The following is a 21,759-nucleotide window of genomic DNA, read 5'->3' as shown; positions in this document are numbered from 1 at the left end:
CCAAATGGTGGATAGGGCAGCTACACATTCCAGCATTTATTTCCCAACAACGTATCAATCACCAAAGCTACATCAAATAACCCGATCCCATACCTCAACAGATATGGGATTTTTTTATGCCCAAAATCTAAACATTACTTCAACATCGATATAAGAGGACATCAACATGATTAAAGGTCTCGCAATTACACCACCTGTTCTTGGTCGTATCAGTATTGGTAAGATTGTGGAAAAGAACGGCAAACGCGTCCCTGAAAAGGACGATCAATTTACCATTACCAGCCAAATTCAAGGGAAAGACGGATGGGTCAAACATCCACTCGATGAACAGCTACGCGCTAAGGCACCGAATCAAAACCAAAAGCTTAGAAGTATTCCAGTACGGATGATCTTTAACGATCCTGAACTGAACCTACGGGCAGAGTACAGCCTATTTGACCGCCAAACAGGACGCTTAATCTGCTCAGGCAATGGAGAAACTTGCCAAAGATTAGGACAAAACGGGATTGAACAACATCCATGTCCATCCCCTGATTTATGTCCATTGGCACAAGGCGGACTGTGTAAGCCTTATGGCAGACTTTACGTCAATTTAGATGAATCCGATGAGTTTGGTACCTTCATATTTAGAACCACAGGCTTTAATAGTATTCGAACTTTGGCAGCACGATTACGTTATTACAGCTCGGCTTCAGGTGACTTACTTTCATGTTTACCATTGCAACTCACTCTCAGAGGCAAGAGCACCACGCAAAGCTACCGAACTCCGATCTATTACGTGGATTTGACTTTAAGGGAGGGTATCAACTTACAAGAAGCGATTAGCAATGCTAAGCAAATCAGTGAACAAAGTAAGGCAGCAGGGTTTTATCAGGAGACATTAGATCAAGTAGCGCGGCAGGGTTATAGCAATGCCAGCTTTGAGGTAGGAGGCGAAGAGGGGCTAGATATTGTTGAAGAGTTCTATATGGATGAAGCGAATTCAGAGAAGGGTCAGCAACCTAATGATTTAACTCATGTTCAGGACATTCAGAAAGGATTGCAGCAGTCGGTGCAGGCTTTGAATTAGACAGCATTGGATCAGATTGGATCAAGTAATTTTTTATTCAGGAGACCTATCATTTGAGCAATTACCGCTCGCATCAATGATTAGGAGTTAAACATCATGAATGCGTTTACAGGTCAAACTTTTCAGATGAATCAAATTATTAACATCAAACATGTTGTTGAGTTTACTGCCCTAAGCCGATCAAAGATCTATGAGATGATCAACAAGGAATCGAAATATTACGATCCTACATTTCCTCAACCTGTGCGGTTAACCGAAATGCGTATTGGTTGGTCGGCTTGGGAGATTCATCAGTGGATTGAGTCTAAGATGGAAGAACGAGAGTAATGGGAGCTTTTGCTCCCTTATTTTTTTGATAGAATTAAGAAAAATTAATTGTGGAAAAAATGAAGCAAACTTTAGATTATTACGATACAAATGTATTGGAATTCTTTGAATCTACAATTAGGGTAGAAACGGAGAGTTTATATCAACCATTTTGTGCAAACTGCTAAGATGGAGATCTTGATAAAGATAGTGGCAATGCGACTGCTGCATGAATCTTTCATGTCTATAGCTAATTGTTATTGAACTTACGAGCTTAAAATACCCAACAAAACAATTCCCCAAAATCTATTACTTCGATTTCCTTTGCATGATAGCGTGAAATCAAATGATGTCATTATCTCGGCTAAACATAGATTTATTAACAATTTACAGAGATAGGTACATATCGAGATGACTGATGTTCTGTTAGCTAGCCGTAAATAATGGAAATTTTTTATTTCATTTTTTTACTAGTTGAAAAATTTACTAAAGATAAATAACTTTGTTTACATTAAAGTTGAATTTACATCTGGACACAAATATCTGGGTCTGGTATACAGTATTTTTAAAATCAAATTTGAAGTGTTTTCTATGTTGAAATTAGGTACAGTTTTCAGTGGTATTGGGGCTATTGAGCATGCTCTAGAACGCTTATCTATTCCGCATGAAATCTCATTTGCATGCGATAATGGAAACATTGAATTGGATTTGAAACGTAGTGAAATAGATGAACATCTCACTAAACTAATAAATTTTAGAGAGAAAAAAAAATATATTGATGATCTTTATAAGCGTAAGAAAAAGAAGAATTTTGTTGAAGAGAGTTATTTAGCGAATTATGGAATCCCATCTGAGCATTTTCATTATGATGTTCGTTTTATGGATGGTTACCAATATAGAAATGAAATTGATCTGTTTGTTGGGGGAAGTCCTTGTCAATCATTCTCAATGGTAGGGAAGCGGGGAGGTTTCGAAGATACACGAGGGACTCTCTTTTATGAGTTTGCGCGTTTAGTGAGCGAGATAAGACCTAAAGTTTTTATATATGAAAATGTTAAAGGTGTTTTGAGTCACGATGATGGTAACACTTGGGCTATCATGCAAAATGTATTCAGTGATCTTGGTTATAAATGGTATTCGCAAGTTCTAAACTCTAAAAACTATGGAATTCCTCAAAACCGAGAACGATTATTTGTTGTTGGCTTCCTTGATCATTCAGTCGATTTTGAATTCCCTAAGGCACAGCCTTTGACTAAGACAATGCAGAATTTCTTACTAGAAAATACGCCTGAAAAATATTATTTAGGGGATAAAGGCATTGATTTTGTTATTAGTACAAAAAACTTAAATAAACAATATACACAGATTAATGGCTCGATTGGTTTATGTCAAAAAGCAAATCAGCAATTTAATTGGCACGGTGATTTTATTTTTGAAGAATTACCAAACCCAATAGACGAGAAGTATTTTCTTTCAGAGAAACTTGTAAATTATGTGATGGCTACAGGTACAAAAGGTTTTTATACCCGTCCCAAAATCGATTTAGAGATAGCTCGCCCGTTATTAGCAACAATGACAAAAATGCATCGAGCAGGTGTTGATAATTACGTTACTACACATGGTCGTATCCGAAAATTAACACCAAGAGAATGTTTAAGACTCATGGGTTTTTGTGACAGTTTCAAGATAGTTGTATCTGATACACAAGCTTATCGACAAGCTGGTAACTCAATTGTGGTAGATGTGCTGATGAATATTGTTAAACAGATAAACCTAGTTGTTGATTGGTCTAGCAAAGAAGATAAAAAACAACTAGCGTTGGCGATATAGCCTTTTATTTTTTAATGGATTAGGTGTAGGATAAATTAAAATTTTATTCTCACCTAATCTAATATGACACTTAGAAATATTTCTCGACCATTAGTTGATAGTTTTGTTCATCGAAAAATCAAACTTTTAAAAACAAAAGGTTCAGGTGAAGCTAAATTTCATATCGGGTCTGCTGAGAATAGAGAGGAGTTTAAGACTTTTTTTGATAACTTTACTGATGAAAATATCTATTATTTCAGAAAAGTGAATCTAATAGAGTTTTTATTAAAAGAAAAATTTGAGTTCTGTTATCAATTTATTAACAAATATAAAGAAGTATCTCAAGAATATTGGGATTCAATTTTTAATGAAGTATTAGTTTTATCTGAAGAAATTGTTTTTAATTTAACTGATTTTGATGATGGCAAACGTTATTATATTAGGTCTGAATCAGGAGACATCTTTAATGATTTAGTTCGCAGAATTTCTTTGCCGTATCTGTCAGTATTAACAATTACCAAAGAAGAAAAAAATAAGTTCTTATTCACACTGGATGTTGATTTTCATCAATCTAGTAAGCCAGTTGATGAAGAAACCATAGTTGAAAAAGGTATTAATAAAATAATCTATGGGGCTCCAGGAGCAGGAAAAAGTGCATCTGTTAGTAAGATAGTAGGTGAAAATTATATTCGAACAGTCTTTCATCCAGAAACTCAATATTCGGATTTTATTGGTTGTTTAAAACCGCACAAAGATTCGAGTGGAAATATAACTTATAGTTATAGAAAAGGTCCATTTATTCAAATCCTTGAGAAAGCAATTCTAAATCCAAAAACCCGCTACTTTTTAGTCATTGAAGAGCTTAATAGAGCAAATACTGCTGCAGTTTTTGGAGAAGTTTTCCAGCTATTAGATAGGGATGATGAAGGCAAAAGTGAGTATCCTATCCTGATACAGGATGAGGATTTATATGATTCTTTAAAAAGTGTACCTGGTTTAGAAGCACATGAATTCATATCAAAGCGTCAATTGATCATACCTAATAATTTATCAATTATTGCAACGATGAATAGTAGTGATCAGGCTGTTTTTCCTCTAGATACAGCATTCAAAAGACGTTGGATTTTTGAGTATTTGCCGCTTGATTTTACTGAGTGTGCAAATGGATTTATCCCTATAAATGATGCCAATTTGCCGAGTGTAGAGTGGAAGACTTTAGCTCAAGCTATTAATACTGTTTTAGTGCAGCTAAAAGTAGTAGAAGATAAGTTCATCGGTCCATGGTTTATCAAAGATAGTGATCTCAAAGAAGATATAGCTGGGCAAACTTTCATTGGTAAAATTTGTTCATATCTATGGGATGATGCTCTTAAATATAAGAATCAAAATGATGAAATATTTAAGCGAGAAATTCATGGATATGGGCAGTTGCATCAAATTTATTCAAATGGAGGTCCCATATTCTCTGAAAAGTTTATAGAAGTTCTAAAATCCCAAAAAGATGTTGATGACATTGATACGACAGAAAAGTAATGATGGAATATCAGTATTTTGAAGACAAGCAATTTGTTGATCTAAAAAGAATTCCTGAGCTCGTGGTTGATAAATTAAAATCACTTGGGGGCGTTGATGTTGTCGATAAAGGAATGAAAATAGCATTTTGTGGAGTCATCATATTTGATGGCTGTACATACTGTTTTTGTCCAGCAAAATCATCTTCTCTAAATATTCAATTAATTGGAAATTTAATAAAAACTATTTACTCTTATAAGATGTCAATTGATTCGAGTCTATTGGCTTACGATGAAGAAGAGTTGGGCGATATTATTGAAGAAATTTCTTTAACTGACATTTTTGAAATAATTGATCTATATTTTAATGTAGGAATATTACGGTTTAAAACAAATAGCTATAGTGAAAGGGGTAGAACTAATTGGTCTAAAACAGTTAAGAGAGAGTTTCCCTTTTTTACAACAAATGATGTTCCATTATATTTAAATCCTCAAAAATACCCAATTTCTGTATATCAGGATGATCTAATTTCAAGCATTCATTGTGAAATTATATTGGAGATATTAGAGAAATTTTCTTGGTTAGATGAACGATTTAGCTTTGTATCAGAAGACCAATTATTCGAAAAAGTTTTACTCAATCAAATGGGGTTAGATCAAAAAATTCATTTCCTAAAGCAGAGATTACATTCAACATTTGTTTCTCTTGAGGTTAGGACCTTACAGCTTCTTATTCGATATTTAGAAAGAGTACAGGAGTCTGGTTCAAATAATATTGTGATTGGGATTCGAAAATTTCATTATGTTTGGGAGTTCTTACTTAAAAATATATTTCATGGGGTCGATCCCAAAATCAATTCTTTACTACCTATACCTCAATATCATTTTTCAGACCCGACTAAAAATTTTTATGACTCAGTCGAAAAAGGTATGCGTATAGATCTATTCATCAAAGATGAAAGCCGTTGCTGGGTGATAGATAGTAAGTATTATTTAGCTACTAATCCTGGAAATGCGCCAGGATGGTCAGATTTGGTTAAACAGTTTTTCTATGTCAAAGCTGTAAAACTTATTTATCCTGATATTGAACCTGAAGCAATCAAAAACATTTTTATTTTTCCTGGTAAAGAGCCTTATTTATCTAAGATTCAAATGAGTTATAGACATGAATCTAAAGATATTGAAGAGTTAAAAAATTTGGTGGCAGACTTTGCGCCTATTGAGTGCTTATATTTAGATCCTGTGTATGTGATTGAAAAGTTCTTAAGAAATGAAAAATCTTATATTTGGCACGACTTAGATAGGTAATTTATCTAAAATATAAGAAAATTAAAGTAAGTTTTTCCATACATCAAACACTGATCCTTTCTGTGATTGGTGTTTATTCCCTTGATTTTTAGTATTTGTGTATAATCTAAAATGAGATATGTTGATTCAGTTTAATTGCTGATTTTTTAATTTGGAGATGAAGAAAAATTATTTATAAAATAGAACTAATAATTTTATTAAATAAAGATTAATTACATTGTAAAACATAATGCTTATTTTTAAACTCTATCGTATTAAGTTCAAAATTTAAAACCTATGAATAATACAAAAATTCTAGTGCCTAGTGCCGCATCCATTTTGCAATCTATGCGAGATATAGGGTACACATTAGATACAGCCGTTGCTGATATTATTGATAACAGTATAGCTGCAGCGGCAACTCAGATTGATCTAATATTTACAGTAAAACCAGCTCCTCGATTCTTGATTGTTGATAATGGTCAAGGTATGACCGCCGATGAGTTATATCAGGCTTTAAGATTTGCTGCAAAATCACCAACAGAAACTCGCTTAGAAGAGGACCTTGGCCGATTTGGTCTTGGTTTGAAAACAGCCTCCTTTTCCCAAGCGAGAAAACTTACTGTCATCTCTTCAAAAAATGGGCAAATATGTGCTGCTCAGTGGGATTTAGATTATGTGATTGAAAATGATCAGTGGCTATTGAAAATTATCGATCCTATAGAGTTTCAATTGGATGCAACCTATTTGGAAAAAATTGCCTACCACGGTACGATTGTGGTTTGGGATCATATAGATCGAATAGAATTTACAAATAATGAGGTAGAAACTAACCGCTATTTTGCACATTTGCTTACTAAGCTCAGAGATCATCTTGGATTGGTATTTCATAAGTTTATTGAAGGAAATGCCAAAATAAGAAAAATAAAAATCACATTGAATAATCACGAAATTCATCCCTTCAATCCTTTTTGTCTATCCAATAAATTTACGCAGATCATTGGATCGGAAAAAGTCTCTATTAATGATTCTGAAGTCACAATGCAAGCCTATGCATTACCTCACTTTACCAATATGACTTCACAGGAATATGAGACTTTAAAAATGCGCAGTGATTTACTTAATTGTCAGGGGGGATATGTTTATCGTAACGACCGGCTGATGGTATGGGGGGATTGGTTCAGAATTATTCCGAAATCTGAAAACACAAAATATGCTCGTGTAGAGATTAATTTTGATAAAGCTATTGATCATTTATGGACAATTGATATCAAGAAATCCAAGGCTACTCCACCTTTAGCTGTTCTTCAGCGGTTAAAACAGATTGTGGGTAAAATTTCCAACACAAGTGTAAGAATGTCAACTAAGCGGGTAAACAAATCTCTTGAAAACAATCAATCTGCATGGAGTCGATATTCAGGGGAGAGTATTAATTACCGAGTTAACACTGAATTTCCTCTTTATACGACTTTGTTAAATACAATGTCGACAGAGCAGAGCAAACATTTTCAAGCATTAATTGAAGTCATTCAAAGTAGCTTACCAATTCAGAGTATTTATGCGGACATGGCGGTAAATCCCAAACAGGTCAGTCAACATGCTGAATATGAAAAAAAACAAATACAAGAGAAATTCAGAGAATTTGCTGAATATATGGAAGCGAAAAACTTAGATAAAGCAATTTTAAAAGAAGCCGCAATAGCTTGTGGTTTATTTAGTCAATATCTTAAAAATTTAGATCAGTGGGTAGAAGAATATTATGCTTAATACAATTCAACATAACGTGGCGCAAACAGCAATTATTAAATGCTCCACACAGGAAGCGCCTTTTAAAATTGAGCATATTCAAAAAACTGTCAAAATGGCGGCGATGTTTTCAGAATACGAGGGGGATTTAGATGCCATTATTCGCTATGTAGAGTCTAAAGTGAATTGCAGTATGGAGCTAGGTATCTCGGTCATCAGTGCTGAGGCTGAACACGATCAGGACTGGATTAAACAGATTACACACGAAGAAAAAATATATAGTACATCTTATGAACGTTATTTGCGTGATAAAGGTATGCCACCTGGGGTGGTAAAGTCAATCTCACGTGTGAATGACAGTATTTTAAGTCTACTAGGCAATCCAAGACGTGAAAATTATAAATTCCAACGCAGAGGATTAGTGATTGGAGATGTACAATCTGGTAAAACCAGTAACTATTTATCCTTACTGACCAAGGCTGCAGATGCAGGCTATAAATTCATTATTGTAATTGCAGGAATTCATAATAACTTGCGTTCACAGACACAACAGCGCATCGATGAAGGGTTTGTGGGACGAGTGAGTGGCAAGGATAGAAAAAAAACACCGATTGGTGTGGCAGTACAATTTGATGGTGAGTTTCCACATCCTGCATCATTTACGACTGTGGATCAGGACTTTAATAAAAACCAGGCAGATACGTTTGCGACTGAAATCAGTAATTTTAATAAACCTGTGATTTTGGTTATTAAGAAAAACGTATCGACTTTGCGTAGCTTGCATAATTGGTTAGTCAATTTCAATATGAAAGGGGCAAAGTCGAATGGTCGTATCAATGTGCCGATGGTGATGATTGATGACGAGGCAGATAACGCTTCTATTAATACTAGAAATTCTGATTTGGATCCAACCCAAACCAATTTTTACATCCGAACTATTTTGAAATGCTTTAATCAGGCAAGTTATGTTGGTTATACAGCTACGCCATTTGCTAATATCTTTATTGATCCGCAATCGTATTGTGAATGTGAGGAAGATTTATTCCCAAAAGATTTTATCTATAATTTGGATGCACCTACTAACTATTTTGGTGCTAGAAAGATTTTCCTGAACGAAGATTATAGATATATTCATGTACCATTGGCTCCAAAAGAAATAGGTCAGCATCTTCCGCTAAAACATAAGAAAACCTTTACAATCAGAAGAATTCCTGATTCTTTGAAGGAAGCTATTTGCTGTTTTATGCTTGCTAAATGTATTCGCAATTTACGTCATGATGCTAATGAACATTGTTCAATGCTGATTAATGTCTCCACGTTTGTCGATGTACAGGTTCAGTTGAAAAATAAAGTCTTGGATTATCTGTCGGAGCTAAGTGATCAAGTACTTAGTTTCTCTGCTATGCCCGATGCTTTAAATTATGAATATATTTCTTTATTGCATCACACTTTTAATAAGTTTTATTCAGGTACGAAAGATCTTGATGAAAAAGTGATTCAGTGGGAGAAGATTACTACAGAATTGAGAAAAATGTTTGATGATTCTGAAAAGGACTACGTGTTCAAAACATGCGTGGTAAATAGCACTTCTCAAGATTCATTAGATTACGCTGCACATGGAAATCGTGGCTTAATGGTCATCGCTATTGGTGGTTTCAGTCTTTCACGTGGTCTGACCATTGAAGGTTTGACTGTCAGCTATTTTTACCGTAGTACCCAAATGTATGACACTTTGTTACAAATGGGGCGTTGGTTTGGTTATCGTCCACAATATGAAGATTTGTGCCGAATTTACATGACTGATGAGGCTTATTCCTGGTACGAACATATTACCATGGCGGCCGATGATGTACGTCGACAGATTGCAGAAATGAACCAGCTAAAAAAAACACCAAAAGATTTTGGTCTATATGTCAAAGCCAGCAATACAGGCTTGATGATTACTGCCCGTAATAAAATGAAAACGGCTGAAGAAATTAAACTGAGCTACAGTTTCAGTGGTGAACTCAAGGAACAAACCTCATTCCATCAGGATCCAAACATACACGCAAAAAACTATCAGTTACTCACAAAATTTTGGGAAAACGTTCATACAAATTATCAGGTTGAAAAATATCAAACTGGAGCATTCTTCCGAGATGTGGATGTGGAGGATGTTATTGATTTATTAGCTGAATATCAGTTTGGTGCAGACCAAAGAGTACCTCCAAGTCAGGAGCTGATGGAAGCTGCTACTAGATATTTGGTGGCGATACAATATAAATACCCAACAATGGACGTTATGTTCCGAACAAAGCATATCAAAGGTTTAGTGTTGAATACATTCAACGATATTCGTGCAGTAGAACGTAACAAAGTCACCATAACTGACAATATGAACTACATGTTAAACAAGCTCCGTTTGGGGTCCAATATGGATGAACGTATTGGCTTAACTGACGAACAAATCTCAAAGCTTGAAAAGGAAACTGCTAAAGAATATCGAAAGGTACGACAAAAACCCTTAATCATTATTTATTTGGTGGAGTTGTCTTTGCAAGAAGATGAAACTCGTGCTGAGGAAAGATTATATTGGGATGAAGCCCAAGATTTGGGCCATCCTGCCTTGAGTTTAAGTTTCCCATATGGTGATTCTGATCAAGCAGTTCAGATTTTTGCCAATCGTATTTATGTGGAATCTAAAGTAGAAGCGGATTTTGAGGAGGAAGAATAATGGGGACATTACTTAAATGGAATGAACTTAGTGCTCCTGAAAAAAATTCCTTTACCACCCGTCGAATTGGTGAAAATTTAAAAGCTGATATTTTTATCGCACGCGACTATGGTAATAGCTTCTCCATTCTTGTGCAGCATCAACAGGATTTACGCCAATTATTTAACAAGCATTATGTTGAGGTTGGAGCAGTCAGTTCAGATTATAGAGAGCTATCCTGTGGTTTTGCTTTGCAATTCAAGTTGGAGGATGTTCAGCTGATCGAGTACTTTGATCAGTTTATTCAGTTTGTGTTGAAGGATTTGCAACAGACCGATGATGAAAAACTAATTGTCGAAGCTTTTTTACTGAAGTTGAAAAACTGGAAAAAATTTATTTCATACAGTACATATGGGAAATTAAGCTCAGAACAAATTCGTGGGCTCTTAGCTGAAATGTGTTTCTTGGAAGTATTACTAACTGAATATCCAAATTCAGCAGAACAGATTCTGTATTCATGGCATGGCCCGGAACGCTTACAGCATGACTTTATTTTTAAGGATCTTGCTGTCGAAGTTAAATCAATCAGTAGTATAGATAAACGTAGTGTCAAAATTTCATCATTGCATCAACTTGAAACCAATCTTTCTGAGCTATACCTGCATGTAGTAGCTGTTTTGGAGGCACCTGAAAATGCGCCTGATAAAATAAACTTGAATATGATGGTGTCTAGCTTAAAAGACAAGTTGACTCAACTCAATGATGCTGAATTGCTAACTATATTTGAATATAAGCTGCTGGAGTCGCATTATATTCCTGACCATTACTATGATAATGATCATTACATCATTCGTCATTCAAATGATTATACAGTTACCAATGACTTTCCACGATTGTATTCAGGTTTGATTCCCAATGGCATTTTAAATGTCAGCTATGAGTTAGATCTTAATATGATTGATTTCTACAAATCAGAACATCTAGTGCAAAAAATTGGAGCAGCACTATGAGTGAATTACAGGATTTTTTTAAGGGTTTACAAAAGGATGTTGCAGCATCAGCTGCAGCATTCAATATGTTCAGTCTCGAAGCCTTTGTTGGAGAAGTTGTAAAAGAACTGATTGAGATCGGTGATTTAAATGATTTTGAATTCTGCGAAAATCCGAAACATGTTGGGGCATATGTTCATGGTTTTAATATTGATGCTAATGAAAATACTGAATCTATCACACTCAACTTGATCGTAACGGATTATGACCAACGAATTGAATTGGAAACCTTGACCCATACTGAATTAAGTACCTGGTTTAGACGCCTATTAAAGTTTTTTAAAGAATCTTACAGTCATGATTTCAGCAGTAAGTTAGATCCGTCCACTGAAGTTTATCGCTTGGCAGACTATATTGATGTCTATAAGGATAAAATTGAAGAAGTTAACTTATTCTTTTTTAGTGAGCGGGAAATATCGAGTAAGTCCACTAAGGAATTACAGCGTGAAGAGTTTGAAGGGATCAACATCAAATATCATTTATGGGATATTTCACGCCTCTATAAATTGAAATCTTCTAGTCTTAGTAGAGAAGCACTGGAAATTGACCTAATTGATCGTTATGAGCAGAATTTGGAGTGTTTGCCTGCCCATCTTGGTGATGCAGCCTTGCCTTCATACTTAGTGATCTGTCCAGGCGATATGTTGGCCGATATTTATAATGATTATGGCGCAAGATTGCTAGAACAGAATGTCCGTAGTTTCCTGCAGGCGAAAGGAGGAGTCAACAAAGGCATCCGAAATACAATTTTGAAAGAGCCTGAATATTTTTTTTCCTATAATAATGGGATTACCGCAACTGCATCTGATGTCGAAGTTTTAATTAAGGATGGTCGTACTTATATCTCAAAAGTGGTTGATTTACAGATAGTAAACGGTGGTCAAACAACAGCATCATTAGCGAAAGCAAAAATTAAAGATAAAGCAGATTTATCCAACATCTTTGTACAAATGAAGTTGACTAAAGTTTCACTTGAACAAAGTGAAAAATTAGTACCATGTATTTCCCAATATGCTAATACCCAAAATAAAGTAAATCTTTCAGATTTATCGGCCAATCATCCTTACCATGTAAAAATTGAAGAACTGTCACGGAAAATGTGGGCACCACCAGCTAAGAATGCCTTACGTGAGTCTAGTTGGTTCTATGAGCGTTCACGCGGCCAATACAATGAAATGTTATCTAATGGCAATAAGGTATTATTAAGAATCAAGTATCCAAAAACTCAATTATTCACAAAAACTGATTTGGCGAAATATATGATGGTTTGGGATAGCTCTGAACCCAAATGGGTGAATATGGGGGCACAAAAAAACTTCACCAAATTCTCCGAGTATATTGCTAAAAACTGGAAAACTATGGAGATACAAGGTGAAGTCAATGAGTATTACTTTAAAAAAATTGTAGTAAGGGCCATCATCTTTAAACAGACTGAAAAGCTCGTTGCAGCACAACCGTGGTACACCAATGGATATCGTGCCAATATCGTGATTTATACTATAGCTTATTTATCACATTATTTAAAAACTAATAATAAGATTTTTGATTATCTGAAATTTTGGAAAGAACAGGAACTATCTGCAGCACTTCAAAGTACATTAGTTGAATTGACCCGAAGAATTAATCAAATTTTAGTCAACCCTAATCAGGCCAAAACTACTAACAATATTTCAGAGTGGGCAAAAAAAGATGCTTGTTGGGGAACGATTTTGGCAGAATCATCAAGCCTGAATCAATGTTTTAACAAGGATTTTTTAAATGAATTATTGGATAGCAACAGCGCTGAAGATCATGCAGAGGAAGCAAAAATAAAACAGCAGTTGACTGATTCCATCTCAGTGCAGAATAAGATCAATGCTATAGATAAGTATTACTGGAAAAATCTATTGCATTACTTGAATAAAGAACATGATCTGAGCTTTAAGGATAAAGGTATTCTAAAAACAGCAGCAATAGGGAAACAGAATCTTTCTGCGAAGCAATGTTTTGTCTTAGAGAGGATATTGACAACTTATCAAGAGGAATTTGAGCTGAATAGTTCTAATGAAAAAGAGTCATTATTGGATTGGTAATGATTAATTGTCATATTCATTCGTATTTAAGCGGGAGAATTTTTTATTCCTTAAACTACCAATAAAGTCCGCCCATTCCTGCATCATCTTAACCCGATATTCTAGATGTTGAGCATGGTTATAAGCCTGAGAAACAGAATTGCCAACGGTGTGAGCTAGTTGTATTTCTATCGCATCATGCATATAGCCTTGTTCATGTAAGGTTGTAGATGCAAGTCCTCGAAAACCATGTCCAGTCATTTTTCCCATATAGCCCATTGTTCTAATTGCACTTAAAAGAGCATTATTACTTAAGGGTTTGGCTTTACTGTGGTTATAAAAAACGAATTGTTTGTTACCAGTAATTGGTCGAAGACTTTCTATTAGCTCAACGGCTTGTCTTGATAATGGGACAATATGAGGTAGAGCCATTTTCATTTTATATGCAGGAATACGCCATAAATGATTATCAAAATCAATCTCATTCCACTCCATATTGATCAGTTCAGCAGTTCTCACAAATGTTAATGTCATTAGTTGTAGTGCTGTTTTAACCAAGATACTACCGTGATAACGATCCATACGCTCTAAAAAAGGTGGAAACTCAGAGATATCCAAACGAGCCATATGTTTTACTTTACGTGGCTTTAATGCCTCTTGTAGGTGTGGGGTTGGATCATTCTCAATAATACCTTTACGGATCGCATAGCGAAAAATTCGGCCAGTTAAAGGAATAGAGCGTTTTGCCATTTCTAATGCACCACGCTCTTCAATTTTTTTCGCGCAAGCTAATACGTCCTTTCCCTTAATTTGATCAATTGGCATATCACCTAAAGCAGGGAACAGATCTTTCTCAAAAACAGATAAATCCCGTAAGTAAGTGCCTTCGGTGATCGCATCTTTACGATCTTGCATCCATTCCATTGCTAGAACTTTGAAAAGCTTGTTTTTATCAGTTTTATCGAGACGTTGATTTTTTGTGGCGTTAGGGTCGATATTATTATAAAGTTGTATTCGTGCCTCATCACGGACACGTCGAGCCTGAGCGAGAGAAATTTCAGGATAGCTTCCTATTGTTAAAGTGCTTTCACGTCCATTAAATCGATATTTTAACCGCCAGAAACGTCCACCTGATGGTGTAACTTCTAAATAAAGCCCTTTTTCATCTGAATAGCGTTTTTTCTTATCAATTGGTTTGATCTTTCTAACTTGCGCATCAGTAAGCATTTAGGATGTTATCCTTATATATTGGGGGATGATTATTGTTGATTTTAAATAGTCCCCCAATTATCCCCCACGTTATAGGGGATTACAATAGATCTCATCGAATAGTATAAGGCAATAAAAAAAGCCTAAACCTTTTAGATTTAAGCTTTTAAGACTCTATGAGACATCATAGAAATTAAATTTGGCGGTGAGAGAGGGATTCGAACCCTCGAAACGCTATAAACGTTTACACACTTTCCAGGCGTGCTCCTTCAGCCACTCGGACACCTCACCAATGGGGTGCGATAGTAACTAAAAAAAAGCAGGCTGCCAAGTTGTAGCGAAACAGATTTGCAGAAAAACTTCTTGTCTAATGATAATATTGCGTCAAGTCACGTTTTATATTGAAGACAATATATGCAAAGTACTGCAAAAAAAGCAGCGTTGCCAGCCACGGCATTAGCAGCACTAGGGGTAGTCTTTGGAGACATTGGAACAAGTCCACTGTATGCATTGAAAGAATCATTTCATGCTGCACATGGACTCGGGATTCAGCCTGAAAATGTATTGGGGATCCTGTCCATTATCTTCTGGTGTTTGATGCTCATTATTAGTATCAAATACATCGCTATTGTTATGCGAGCAGACAATAATGGTGAAGGTGGAATCATGGCTTTACTGGCCTTGAATTTGCGCAAAGCCAAAATATCAGATACTAAAAAAATTTACTTGATTGCAATTGGGTTTATTGGCGCATCACTCTTCTTTGGTGATGGCATCATCACGCCTGCGATTTCAGTCCTCTCCGCAGTAGAAGGCTTATCCATCGCAACAGATGTACTCGATCCTTTTATTGTACCGATTGCAATTGTGATCGTTACGACCTTGTTTTTGATGCAAAAACATGGAACAGCTTTTGTCGGGAAATTTTTTGGTCCAATTACCTTACTTTGGTTTTTGTCATTAGGTATTCTCGGAATTGTCAGTGTCATACAGACACCTGTGGTTTTGGGTATGGTGAGTCCGCATTGGGCATTTCAATTTATTTTTACTCATCCTTTACAGTCCTTTTTTATTATGGGTGCTGTAGTCCTTACCGTGACAGGTGGTGAGGCTTTATATGCGGATATGGGACATTTCGGTCCTCGTCCAATTCGCTTTGGTTGGTTCACCGTCGTTTTACCTTGCTTGGTGTTAAATTACGCGGGTCAAGGTGCATTGCTACTTCGTAACCCTGCTGCGATCGAAAATCCATTTTATTTATTGGTGCCGAGTTGGGCCTTATATCCAATGATTATCTTGGCAACTATGGCAGCGGTGATTGCATCACAAGCGGTCATTTCAGGGGTCTTTTCCCTTGCGCGTCAGGCGATTCAATTGGGATATCTGCCACGTTTAAGTATTAAACATACATCAGATTCAGAAGAAGGTCAGATTTATGTCCCATTCCTGAATTGGTTGCTTCTCGTCGCGATTGTAATTTTAATCTTAATCTTTAAGACCAGCTCAAACCTTGCAAGTGCTTATGGTTTAGCTGTGACCTTAACGATGTTGTGTGACACCATTCTGGTTGCGATCTTTATTTTCTATGCATGGAAATGGAGTCTGCCTAAAGTATTGCTTTTAATTATTCCATTTTTCTTTTTGGAATCGGTACTGGTTGCGGCTGCTTCATTAAAAATGTTCTCTGGTGGTTGGGTTCCTTTACTTATCGGCAGTATCGCAGTCATGATTCTAATGACTTGGAAGCGTGGTCGTGAGTTGACCTTTGCTAAACTGGAACACGATACTCTATCTTTGGATTTATTCGTCCGAAGTCTGGGGGATAATGTCCATCGTGTACCTGGTGATGCAGTATTTTTGACAGGGACACCGAATGTTGTACCTCATGCGATGTTGCATAATATTAAGCACAACAAAGTATTGCATGAGCGAAATATTCTAGTCACGGTTGTGATTGAAGATGTTCCTTTTGTTCCTCAAGAGGAGCGGGTGCAAGTCGAAACACTAAACGAGCATTTCTATCGCATTAAAATCTTCTATGGATTTAAAGATGAGCCAAATGTTCCACGTGCATTAATGCAAGCATATGAGCAATTAGAATTTGAATATGATTTGATGCAGATTAGTTTCTTCATTTCACGCGATCGTATCGTGCACAGTGTTGGTGATGGAATGTCTCCGTGGCGTGAACGTTTATTTATCTCAATGCAACGAAACACTAGCCCTGTTAGTGATTTTTATCAAATTCCGACTAACCGTGTCGTCGAGTTAGGTAGTCAAATCGAAATTTAAGAATTGGTTTTAAAAAAGGCACGTTCGCGTGTCTTTTTTATTGTCTGCTGATCAATTGTACAGTTTTGCGACATAAATTGTCGTTCATGCTCGGAACGCAATATACATCAAGCTTTTGAGTTGTTAAGCTTCGCATTCTTAAAGGTTTTGATGTAGTCATGGCAAAGAAAACAACGAGAAAAGGTAAATCACAAACTACTTTTTTGAGCAAAAATACTGGAAAAGTGCTGCTCGCGTTGATCGCAACAGGAAGCTTTGCGATAGCCTTTGGTAGTGAAAAGATTTCTAAATTTATTCCATTGCAATCAAGTAGTGGAGCGTGTCTTAATCAGTTTTATCGTGAAGTTCCTCCATTGCTCAATAAGGAAAGCTTAACCAAACATAGCTATGCCTTATGTTTTAATGATTTTAATGTCATGTATTCAGGTGTTTCTAAAACGCCACTATGGTCAGCCGAGTATTTAAGCCCTGATCGATTAAGTATAAAAATTAAACGCGAAGATAATTTCCACGAAGAAACACGTGTACAAATGGCTCATCGAGCATTGTTATCGGACTATCGTGGTTCAGGATATGATCGTGGGCATATGGCACCTAATGCAGATATGAACAATACTGCTGCACAATATGATAGTTTTTCTTTAGCCAACATGGTGCCTCAAGCACCTAAAAACAATCAGGAAGTTTGGCGAAAACTTGAAGAGGCTGTCCGTGCAGTTGTGACCAAACATCATAAAGATGCATATGTTGTAACAGGTCCAGTTTTTGAAGGAAAACGACTCAAAACAATCGGTAGCGGTGTGATTGTCCCGACTGCGGTTTATAAAGCTGTGTACTTACCTAAACAAGGGATTATTGGGGCTTATTACGCACCAAATAATAATTCTGAACAGGTCGAGGTGGTGAGCGTTTGTTATCTAGAAGAAAAATTAGGGATTAATTTATTTCCACAACTGACCGAACAACAAAAACGCAATATTTATCATTTACCATTATCGGCTCAACAGGTCAAAGCCAATAAGGAAATCAGCTATTCACATTGGGATGGTCAAAGTCAATGTGCTGAAGAAGCGACTACAGAAGCGATACAGGCACAGCAAAAACAGTTTAGTTCGGGTCAAAGCCAAACTTCACAGAGTAGTCTTCCGCAAATTGATGAAGAAACTAAACAAGCTTTAATAAAACAATTGGTCGATGCACTTGTGCAGTATTTCTTACAATTGTTGCGATAATCGAATCGATCTTGGCCGTAAATTGATTTAGATTCAGAATATAGCCCGAAAATAATAAAGTGAGTAGAAAATGTTTAAACCATTTGAAACTGAAAATGAATCATCTTCGATTTATGATTTGACGCTTGAAAACCAAGTGGACTGCGTCAGTTTGTACGGTAATTTGCAGATTACAAAAGATCAAGTGGGATTAAAAGCGGCTAAAGCTTTACAGCAATTGATTAATGATGTGGTGATCGCTTTAGAAAAAGAAGAATTACCTGCACAGATCGAGCGAAAGCCAGAGCAGGAAATAGAGAATCCATTTTTATAATCCAATAAAAAAAACAGCCATATAGTGGCTGTTTTTTTATGGAGTGATCATTTAATTTCGGAGTGTAGCAACCACTTTGTATATGAGAGCACCAATAACTGCACCTATAATTGGTGCAATACAGAATAACCATAATTGACCAAGTGCCGCAGTTTCTGCAAAGAAAGCTACACCCGTACTACGTGCAGGATTCACAGATGTATTCGTCACAGGAATACTGATTAAATGAATTAAGCATAGGTCACTGAATCTCGTATAAAGATTGTTTAATTAGTGATCAATTGTAAAATGGTGAGAACATTAATCGTTTTTATAAAGAACTGTAAGTTGTGTTGAGTTTTCGCCATTGTTGAGGAGTTTGTCCTGTCCAAAGTTTAAAAGCACGTTGAAAAGCACTTTGTTCTGAGTAGCAAAGTAATAAAGAGATTTCTTGCAAACTCAGGTGCGGATCTTTTAAGTATTCTGTAGCCAACATAAAGCGGACTTGTTGGACACGCTCCTGAAAGGTTGTGTTTTGCTGCTGTAAATGACGCTGTAATTGTCGTACAGAAAGTCCCAATTTCTCAGCGATAAAATCAATCTGATATTGATTCTTCTGTAAGCCCGTTAAAATTGCATGTTGTAAACGCTGATCTAATTGTGTTGAATTCGGTAGTTTATCTAATAGTGCCTGAGCTTGTTGCAATAACAATTGTTGCAGGGTGTGATCACCTGTTTTTAGTGGTTTGAATGCTTCAGTAATCGGGAGTAAAAGCTGAGTCTTAGGTTGATCAAAACGAACTTTGCAGTGGAAATACTGTTCATACACCGTGAGGTTTTTAGGTGCAGGATTCACAAAATGAACTTCGTGTAAATGGATCATTTCCCCTGACATAAACAGTTTAAGGAATTGCACCATCAGTGCTATTGCAATTTCGTCTGTCAGTTGAGTGGGGTGTAGTTCAGGTGCTTCCCAACGAATAGATGCATAGGGTTGATTAAATTCAACAATTAAAGGACTTCCATCATAAATAAGTCGATGAAAATCATGATAGCGTGCTAAAGCTTCACCAAGACTTTCACAAGATAAGGCTAAGTAAGCAATAATCCCTAAATGCTTAGGTTGGACGTATTCCGCAATTTCTAATCCTAAACCGATTTTTGGATGTAGTTGATTCAACTCTTCAAGTAGATCCCGCCAAATGACATAATCAAAGCGTTCAAGGTTTTGAATTTTTTGTAATTGTTCAGGTAAAGCTAGATTTTTAGCTTCACAATAAGTCGCCAGTAAATGCCCCAAGCCACCGTAAACTGATCCTGTATAATTCTTGAGTTGAGACATCCTGTCTGTTCCTCTTATTGTCGTGTTTTGTCAATATTAATATATCGTATCGTCAATACTTCGCCTACAAAAATTTATATCTTAAATAAAAAGAAGCACAGTTTAGGAGATCAAAATGATCAAGGGTTTTATCGCTGGTTTAGCGGTTGCAAATGCATTTGAATGGTTCGCACATAAATACGTTTTGCATGGTGTGCATCGTCCTGGGCAACCCCGTTATAGCCCTGTACCTAAAAGCATGGAGTCGCATTGGGCGCATCATCGTGAAGTGCGTAAACAAGATTTCTCGGATGAATGTTATGTGGAAGGCATTGATCACTGGCGTACGCGTAATGAGTTAATGTCACTTGCTGTAGCCGCAGGTGTGGCCAGTGTTGTGTTCTATCCTTTTTCAAAAGGCATGGCACTTGCAGCGATTTATAGTGCGGGGAATTATTATTATATTCATCGCCGTGCCCATCTTGAGCCTGATTGGGCGAAGCGCACGATCCCATGGCACTATGATCACCACATGAACTCGAACCAAGATGCAAATTGGTGTGTTACTCGTCCTTGGTTTGATTATGTGATGGGGACGCGTGTGGTGTCTTCAGCAGATTTGAAAGAAGCTAATCCATTGGGTCTGCCTTTACCTGCACCGATTTCGAAGATATTAACTGAAGCGATTGAATTAGTATTTCCTGCAAAATGGGTAGAGCAGAAACCAAAATTGGTGACCGCCGCTCAGATAGAAGAGATCGAAAAAGTATCGGTTGCATCTTGATATAGCGTGAAGAGGGTGTTTTGACAAAACATGATGCTAGTCGCGTGCTTCTGTCGTGAATTGTCAATAAAATTGGTTTTTAATGTCAATATTTTTGCTGAATATCTCGCTAATTTAGACCAAGCCTTTTTGTTGCTTGATATTTATTCAAATTTATTGTTTTTCGTTTACCCTCTAGCGTTGTATAAACGCATTTCATATACCTTGCTGAGCAAGGTATTTTTTTGACTAAAATTTGCCGAATAAAAAACCTCTCAAGCAATCGCATTGAGAGGTTTGGATCTTGCTATTTTTTATTGCTCAAAGGCGCATTTCAATACCTTGCTCAGCTAAATATTTTTTCGCTTCAGGAATCGTATGTTGACCAAAGTGGAAAATGGAAGCGGCAAGTACAGCATCTGCGCCACCTTTCAAAATACCATCTGCCAAATGTTGTAAATTTCCTACACCACCTGAAGCAATCGTTGGAATCGTTACACGATCATTGATTTGACGCATTAAAGCGATGTCATAGCCTGCTTTGGTTCCATCGGCATCCATACTGGTAATCAGTAATTCACCTGCACCAAAGTCTGCCATTTTGACAGCCCATTCTATTGCATCAATACCTGTTGGCTTGCGTCCACCGTGGGTAAAGATTTCCCACTTATTTTCACCAGTTTTTTTCGCATCAATTGCAACCACGATACATTGAGCACCAAAACGTTGGGATGCTTCTTGAACAAATTCAGGGTTGAACACCGCTGCCGAGTTGATACTGACTTTGTCTGCACCGGCATTCAGGAGTAAACGGATATCTTCGACTTTACGTACACCACCGCCTACGGTTAAAGGGACAAAGACACTCTCAGCCATGCGCTCAACAGTACGGTAAGTCGTATCGCGTCCATGATGGGTAGCAGTAATATCTAAAAAGGTAATTTCATCGGCACCTTGTTCGTTATAACGACGTGCAACTTCGACAGGATCACCTGCATCACGAATATCAAGGAATTGAACGCCTTTGACGACTCGACCATTATCAACATCTAAGCAAGGGATAATACGTTTTGCGAGCATAAAATTTTCCAAAAAATCGCCAATAGAGAAAGGAGACCGACTCTGGTGCT

General features: G+C 36.7%; 16 protein-coding genes, 1 tRNA gene and 1 pseudogene. 13 read left to right on the top strand and 5 right to left on the bottom strand.

Annotation, left to right across the window (positions count from 1 at the left end; all coding sequences use genetic code 11):
• The first annotated feature begins 166 nt into the window (after positions 1 to 166).
• The 9 genes from A2003_RS11385 to A2003_RS11345 all read left to right on the top strand — a co-directional run bounded on the left by A2003_RS11385 (position 167) and on the right by A2003_RS11345 (position 13,541).
• A complete protein-coding gene (locus A2003_RS11385) occupies positions 167 to 1,069 on the top strand; it encodes a recombination directionality factor (protein ID WP_286687389.1) in 903 nt (300 codons plus the stop codon).
• Between the two features lie 96 nt (positions 1,070 to 1,165).
• Positions 1,166 to 1,396: a helix-turn-helix transcriptional regulator gene (locus A2003_RS11380; RefSeq protein ID WP_286687388.1), complete on the top strand. Its 231-nt coding sequence runs from the start codon at positions 1,166 to 1,168 to the stop codon at positions 1,394 to 1,396.
• A 570-nt stretch (positions 1,397 to 1,966) separates the two neighbouring features.
• Positions 1,967 to 3,205, top strand: coding sequence for a DNA cytosine methyltransferase (locus tag A2003_RS11375; protein ID WP_286687387.1), 1,239 nt, complete (start codon positions 1,967 to 1,969; stop codon positions 3,203 to 3,205).
• Between the two features lie 63 nt (positions 3,206 to 3,268).
• Entirely contained in the window at positions 3,269 to 4,717 is a 1,449-nt protein-coding gene (locus A2003_RS11370) for an AAA family ATPase (RefSeq protein ID WP_286687386.1), read from the top strand.
• Positions 4,717 to 6,003, top strand: a complete 1,287-nt coding sequence (locus A2003_RS11365) for an LlaJI family restriction endonuclease (RefSeq protein ID WP_286687385.1) — start codon at positions 4,717 to 4,719, stop codon at positions 6,001 to 6,003. Before A2003_RS11370 ends, A2003_RS11365 begins: the two co-directional genes overlap by 1 nt.
• Positions 6,004 to 6,279: 276 nt before the next feature.
• The gene (locus tag A2003_RS11360; RefSeq protein ID WP_286687384.1) at positions 6,280 to 7,749 is read left to right on the top strand and encodes an ATP-binding protein; all 1,470 of its coding nucleotides are present in this window, start codon (positions 6,280 to 6,282) and stop codon (positions 7,747 to 7,749) included.
• Entirely contained in the window at positions 7,742 to 10,441 is a 2,700-nt protein-coding gene (locus A2003_RS11355; RefSeq protein WP_286687383.1) for a Z1 domain-containing protein, read from the top strand. The genes A2003_RS11360 and A2003_RS11355 overlap by 8 nt, the downstream gene beginning before the upstream one ends.
• Positions 10,441 to 11,430: a PD-(D/E)XK motif protein gene (locus A2003_RS11350; RefSeq protein ID WP_286687382.1), complete on the top strand. Its 990-nt coding sequence runs from the start codon at positions 10,441 to 10,443 to the stop codon at positions 11,428 to 11,430. The genes A2003_RS11355 and A2003_RS11350 overlap by 1 nt, the downstream gene beginning before the upstream one ends.
• The gene (locus A2003_RS11345; RefSeq protein WP_286687381.1) at positions 11,427 to 13,541 is read left to right on the top strand and encodes an AIPR family protein; all 2,115 of its coding nucleotides are present in this window, start codon (positions 11,427 to 11,429) and stop codon (positions 13,539 to 13,541) included. Before A2003_RS11350 ends, A2003_RS11345 begins: the two co-directional genes overlap by 4 nt.
• A gap of 3 nt (positions 13,542 to 13,544) precedes the next feature.
• Here the strand turns inward: A2003_RS11345 and A2003_RS11340 are convergent, their stop codons facing one another.
• Positions 13,545 to 14,747 (bottom strand): tyrosine-type recombinase/integrase, encoded by a 1,203-nt coding sequence (locus A2003_RS11340; protein ID WP_286687380.1) that lies wholly within the window; start codon positions 14,745 to 14,747, stop codon positions 13,545 to 13,547.
• 182 nt (positions 14,748 to 14,929) lie between these two features.
• Positions 14,930 to 15,020 (bottom strand) — tRNA-Ser (locus tag A2003_RS11335).
• 123 nt (positions 15,021 to 15,143) lie between these two features.
• On the opposite strand from A2003_RS11335, the gene A2003_RS11330 reads away from it, so the two are divergent.
• From A2003_RS11330 to A2003_RS11320, 3 genes are all read left to right on the top strand, one after another.
• Positions 15,144 to 17,021 (top strand): potassium transporter Kup, encoded by a 1,878-nt coding sequence (locus A2003_RS11330; protein ID WP_112987119.1) that lies wholly within the window; start codon positions 15,144 to 15,146, stop codon positions 17,019 to 17,021.
• Positions 17,022 to 17,179: 158 nt separating this feature from the next.
• Entirely contained in the window at positions 17,180 to 18,253 is a 1,074-nt protein-coding gene (locus A2003_RS11325; protein ID WP_004951419.1) for a DNA/RNA non-specific endonuclease, read from the top strand.
• A gap of 70 nt (positions 18,254 to 18,323) precedes the next feature.
• Positions 18,324 to 18,566, top strand: coding sequence for a hypothetical protein (locus A2003_RS11320; protein WP_125297857.1), 243 nt, complete (start codon positions 18,324 to 18,326; stop codon positions 18,564 to 18,566).
• Between the two features lie 51 nt (positions 18,567 to 18,617).
• Here the strand turns inward: A2003_RS11320 and A2003_RS11315 are convergent.
• Together A2003_RS11315 and A2003_RS11310 are read right to left on the bottom strand one after the other, a co-directional pair.
• Positions 18,618 to 18,806 (bottom strand): annotated as a pseudogene (locus A2003_RS11315) (aquaporin); the annotation flags it as partial.
• Between the two features lie 70 nt (positions 18,807 to 18,876).
• Positions 18,877 to 19,887 (bottom strand): AraC family transcriptional regulator, encoded by a 1,011-nt coding sequence (locus A2003_RS11310; protein WP_286687379.1) that lies wholly within the window; start codon positions 19,885 to 19,887, stop codon positions 18,877 to 18,879.
• Positions 19,888 to 20,002: 115 nt separating this feature from the next.
• Between A2003_RS11310 and A2003_RS11305 the strand changes: the two genes are divergently transcribed.
• Positions 20,003 to 20,650 carry a sterol desaturase family protein gene (locus A2003_RS11305; RefSeq protein WP_286687378.1) on the top strand — a complete coding sequence of 216 codons (648 nt, stop codon included), beginning with the start codon at positions 20,003 to 20,005 and terminating at the stop codon, positions 20,648 to 20,650.
• Between the two features lie 300 nt (positions 20,651 to 20,950).
• Here the strand turns inward: A2003_RS11305 and hisF are convergent, their stop codons facing one another.
• Positions 20,951 to 21,709, bottom strand: a complete 759-nt coding sequence (hisF, locus tag A2003_RS11300; RefSeq protein ID WP_004812244.1) for an imidazole glycerol phosphate synthase subunit HisF — start codon at positions 21,707 to 21,709, stop codon at positions 20,951 to 20,953.
• Positions 21,710 to 21,759 lie beyond the last annotated feature (50 nt).

It is taken from the genome of Acinetobacter sp. GWC1_38_13, from assembly GCF_001767535.1.
GTDB lineage: Bacteria > Pseudomonadota > Gammaproteobacteria > Pseudomonadales > Moraxellaceae > Acinetobacter > Acinetobacter junii.
The sequence above is the reverse complement of the archived record's forward strand: the minus strand, read 5'-3'. Positions and strand labels throughout refer to the sequence as shown.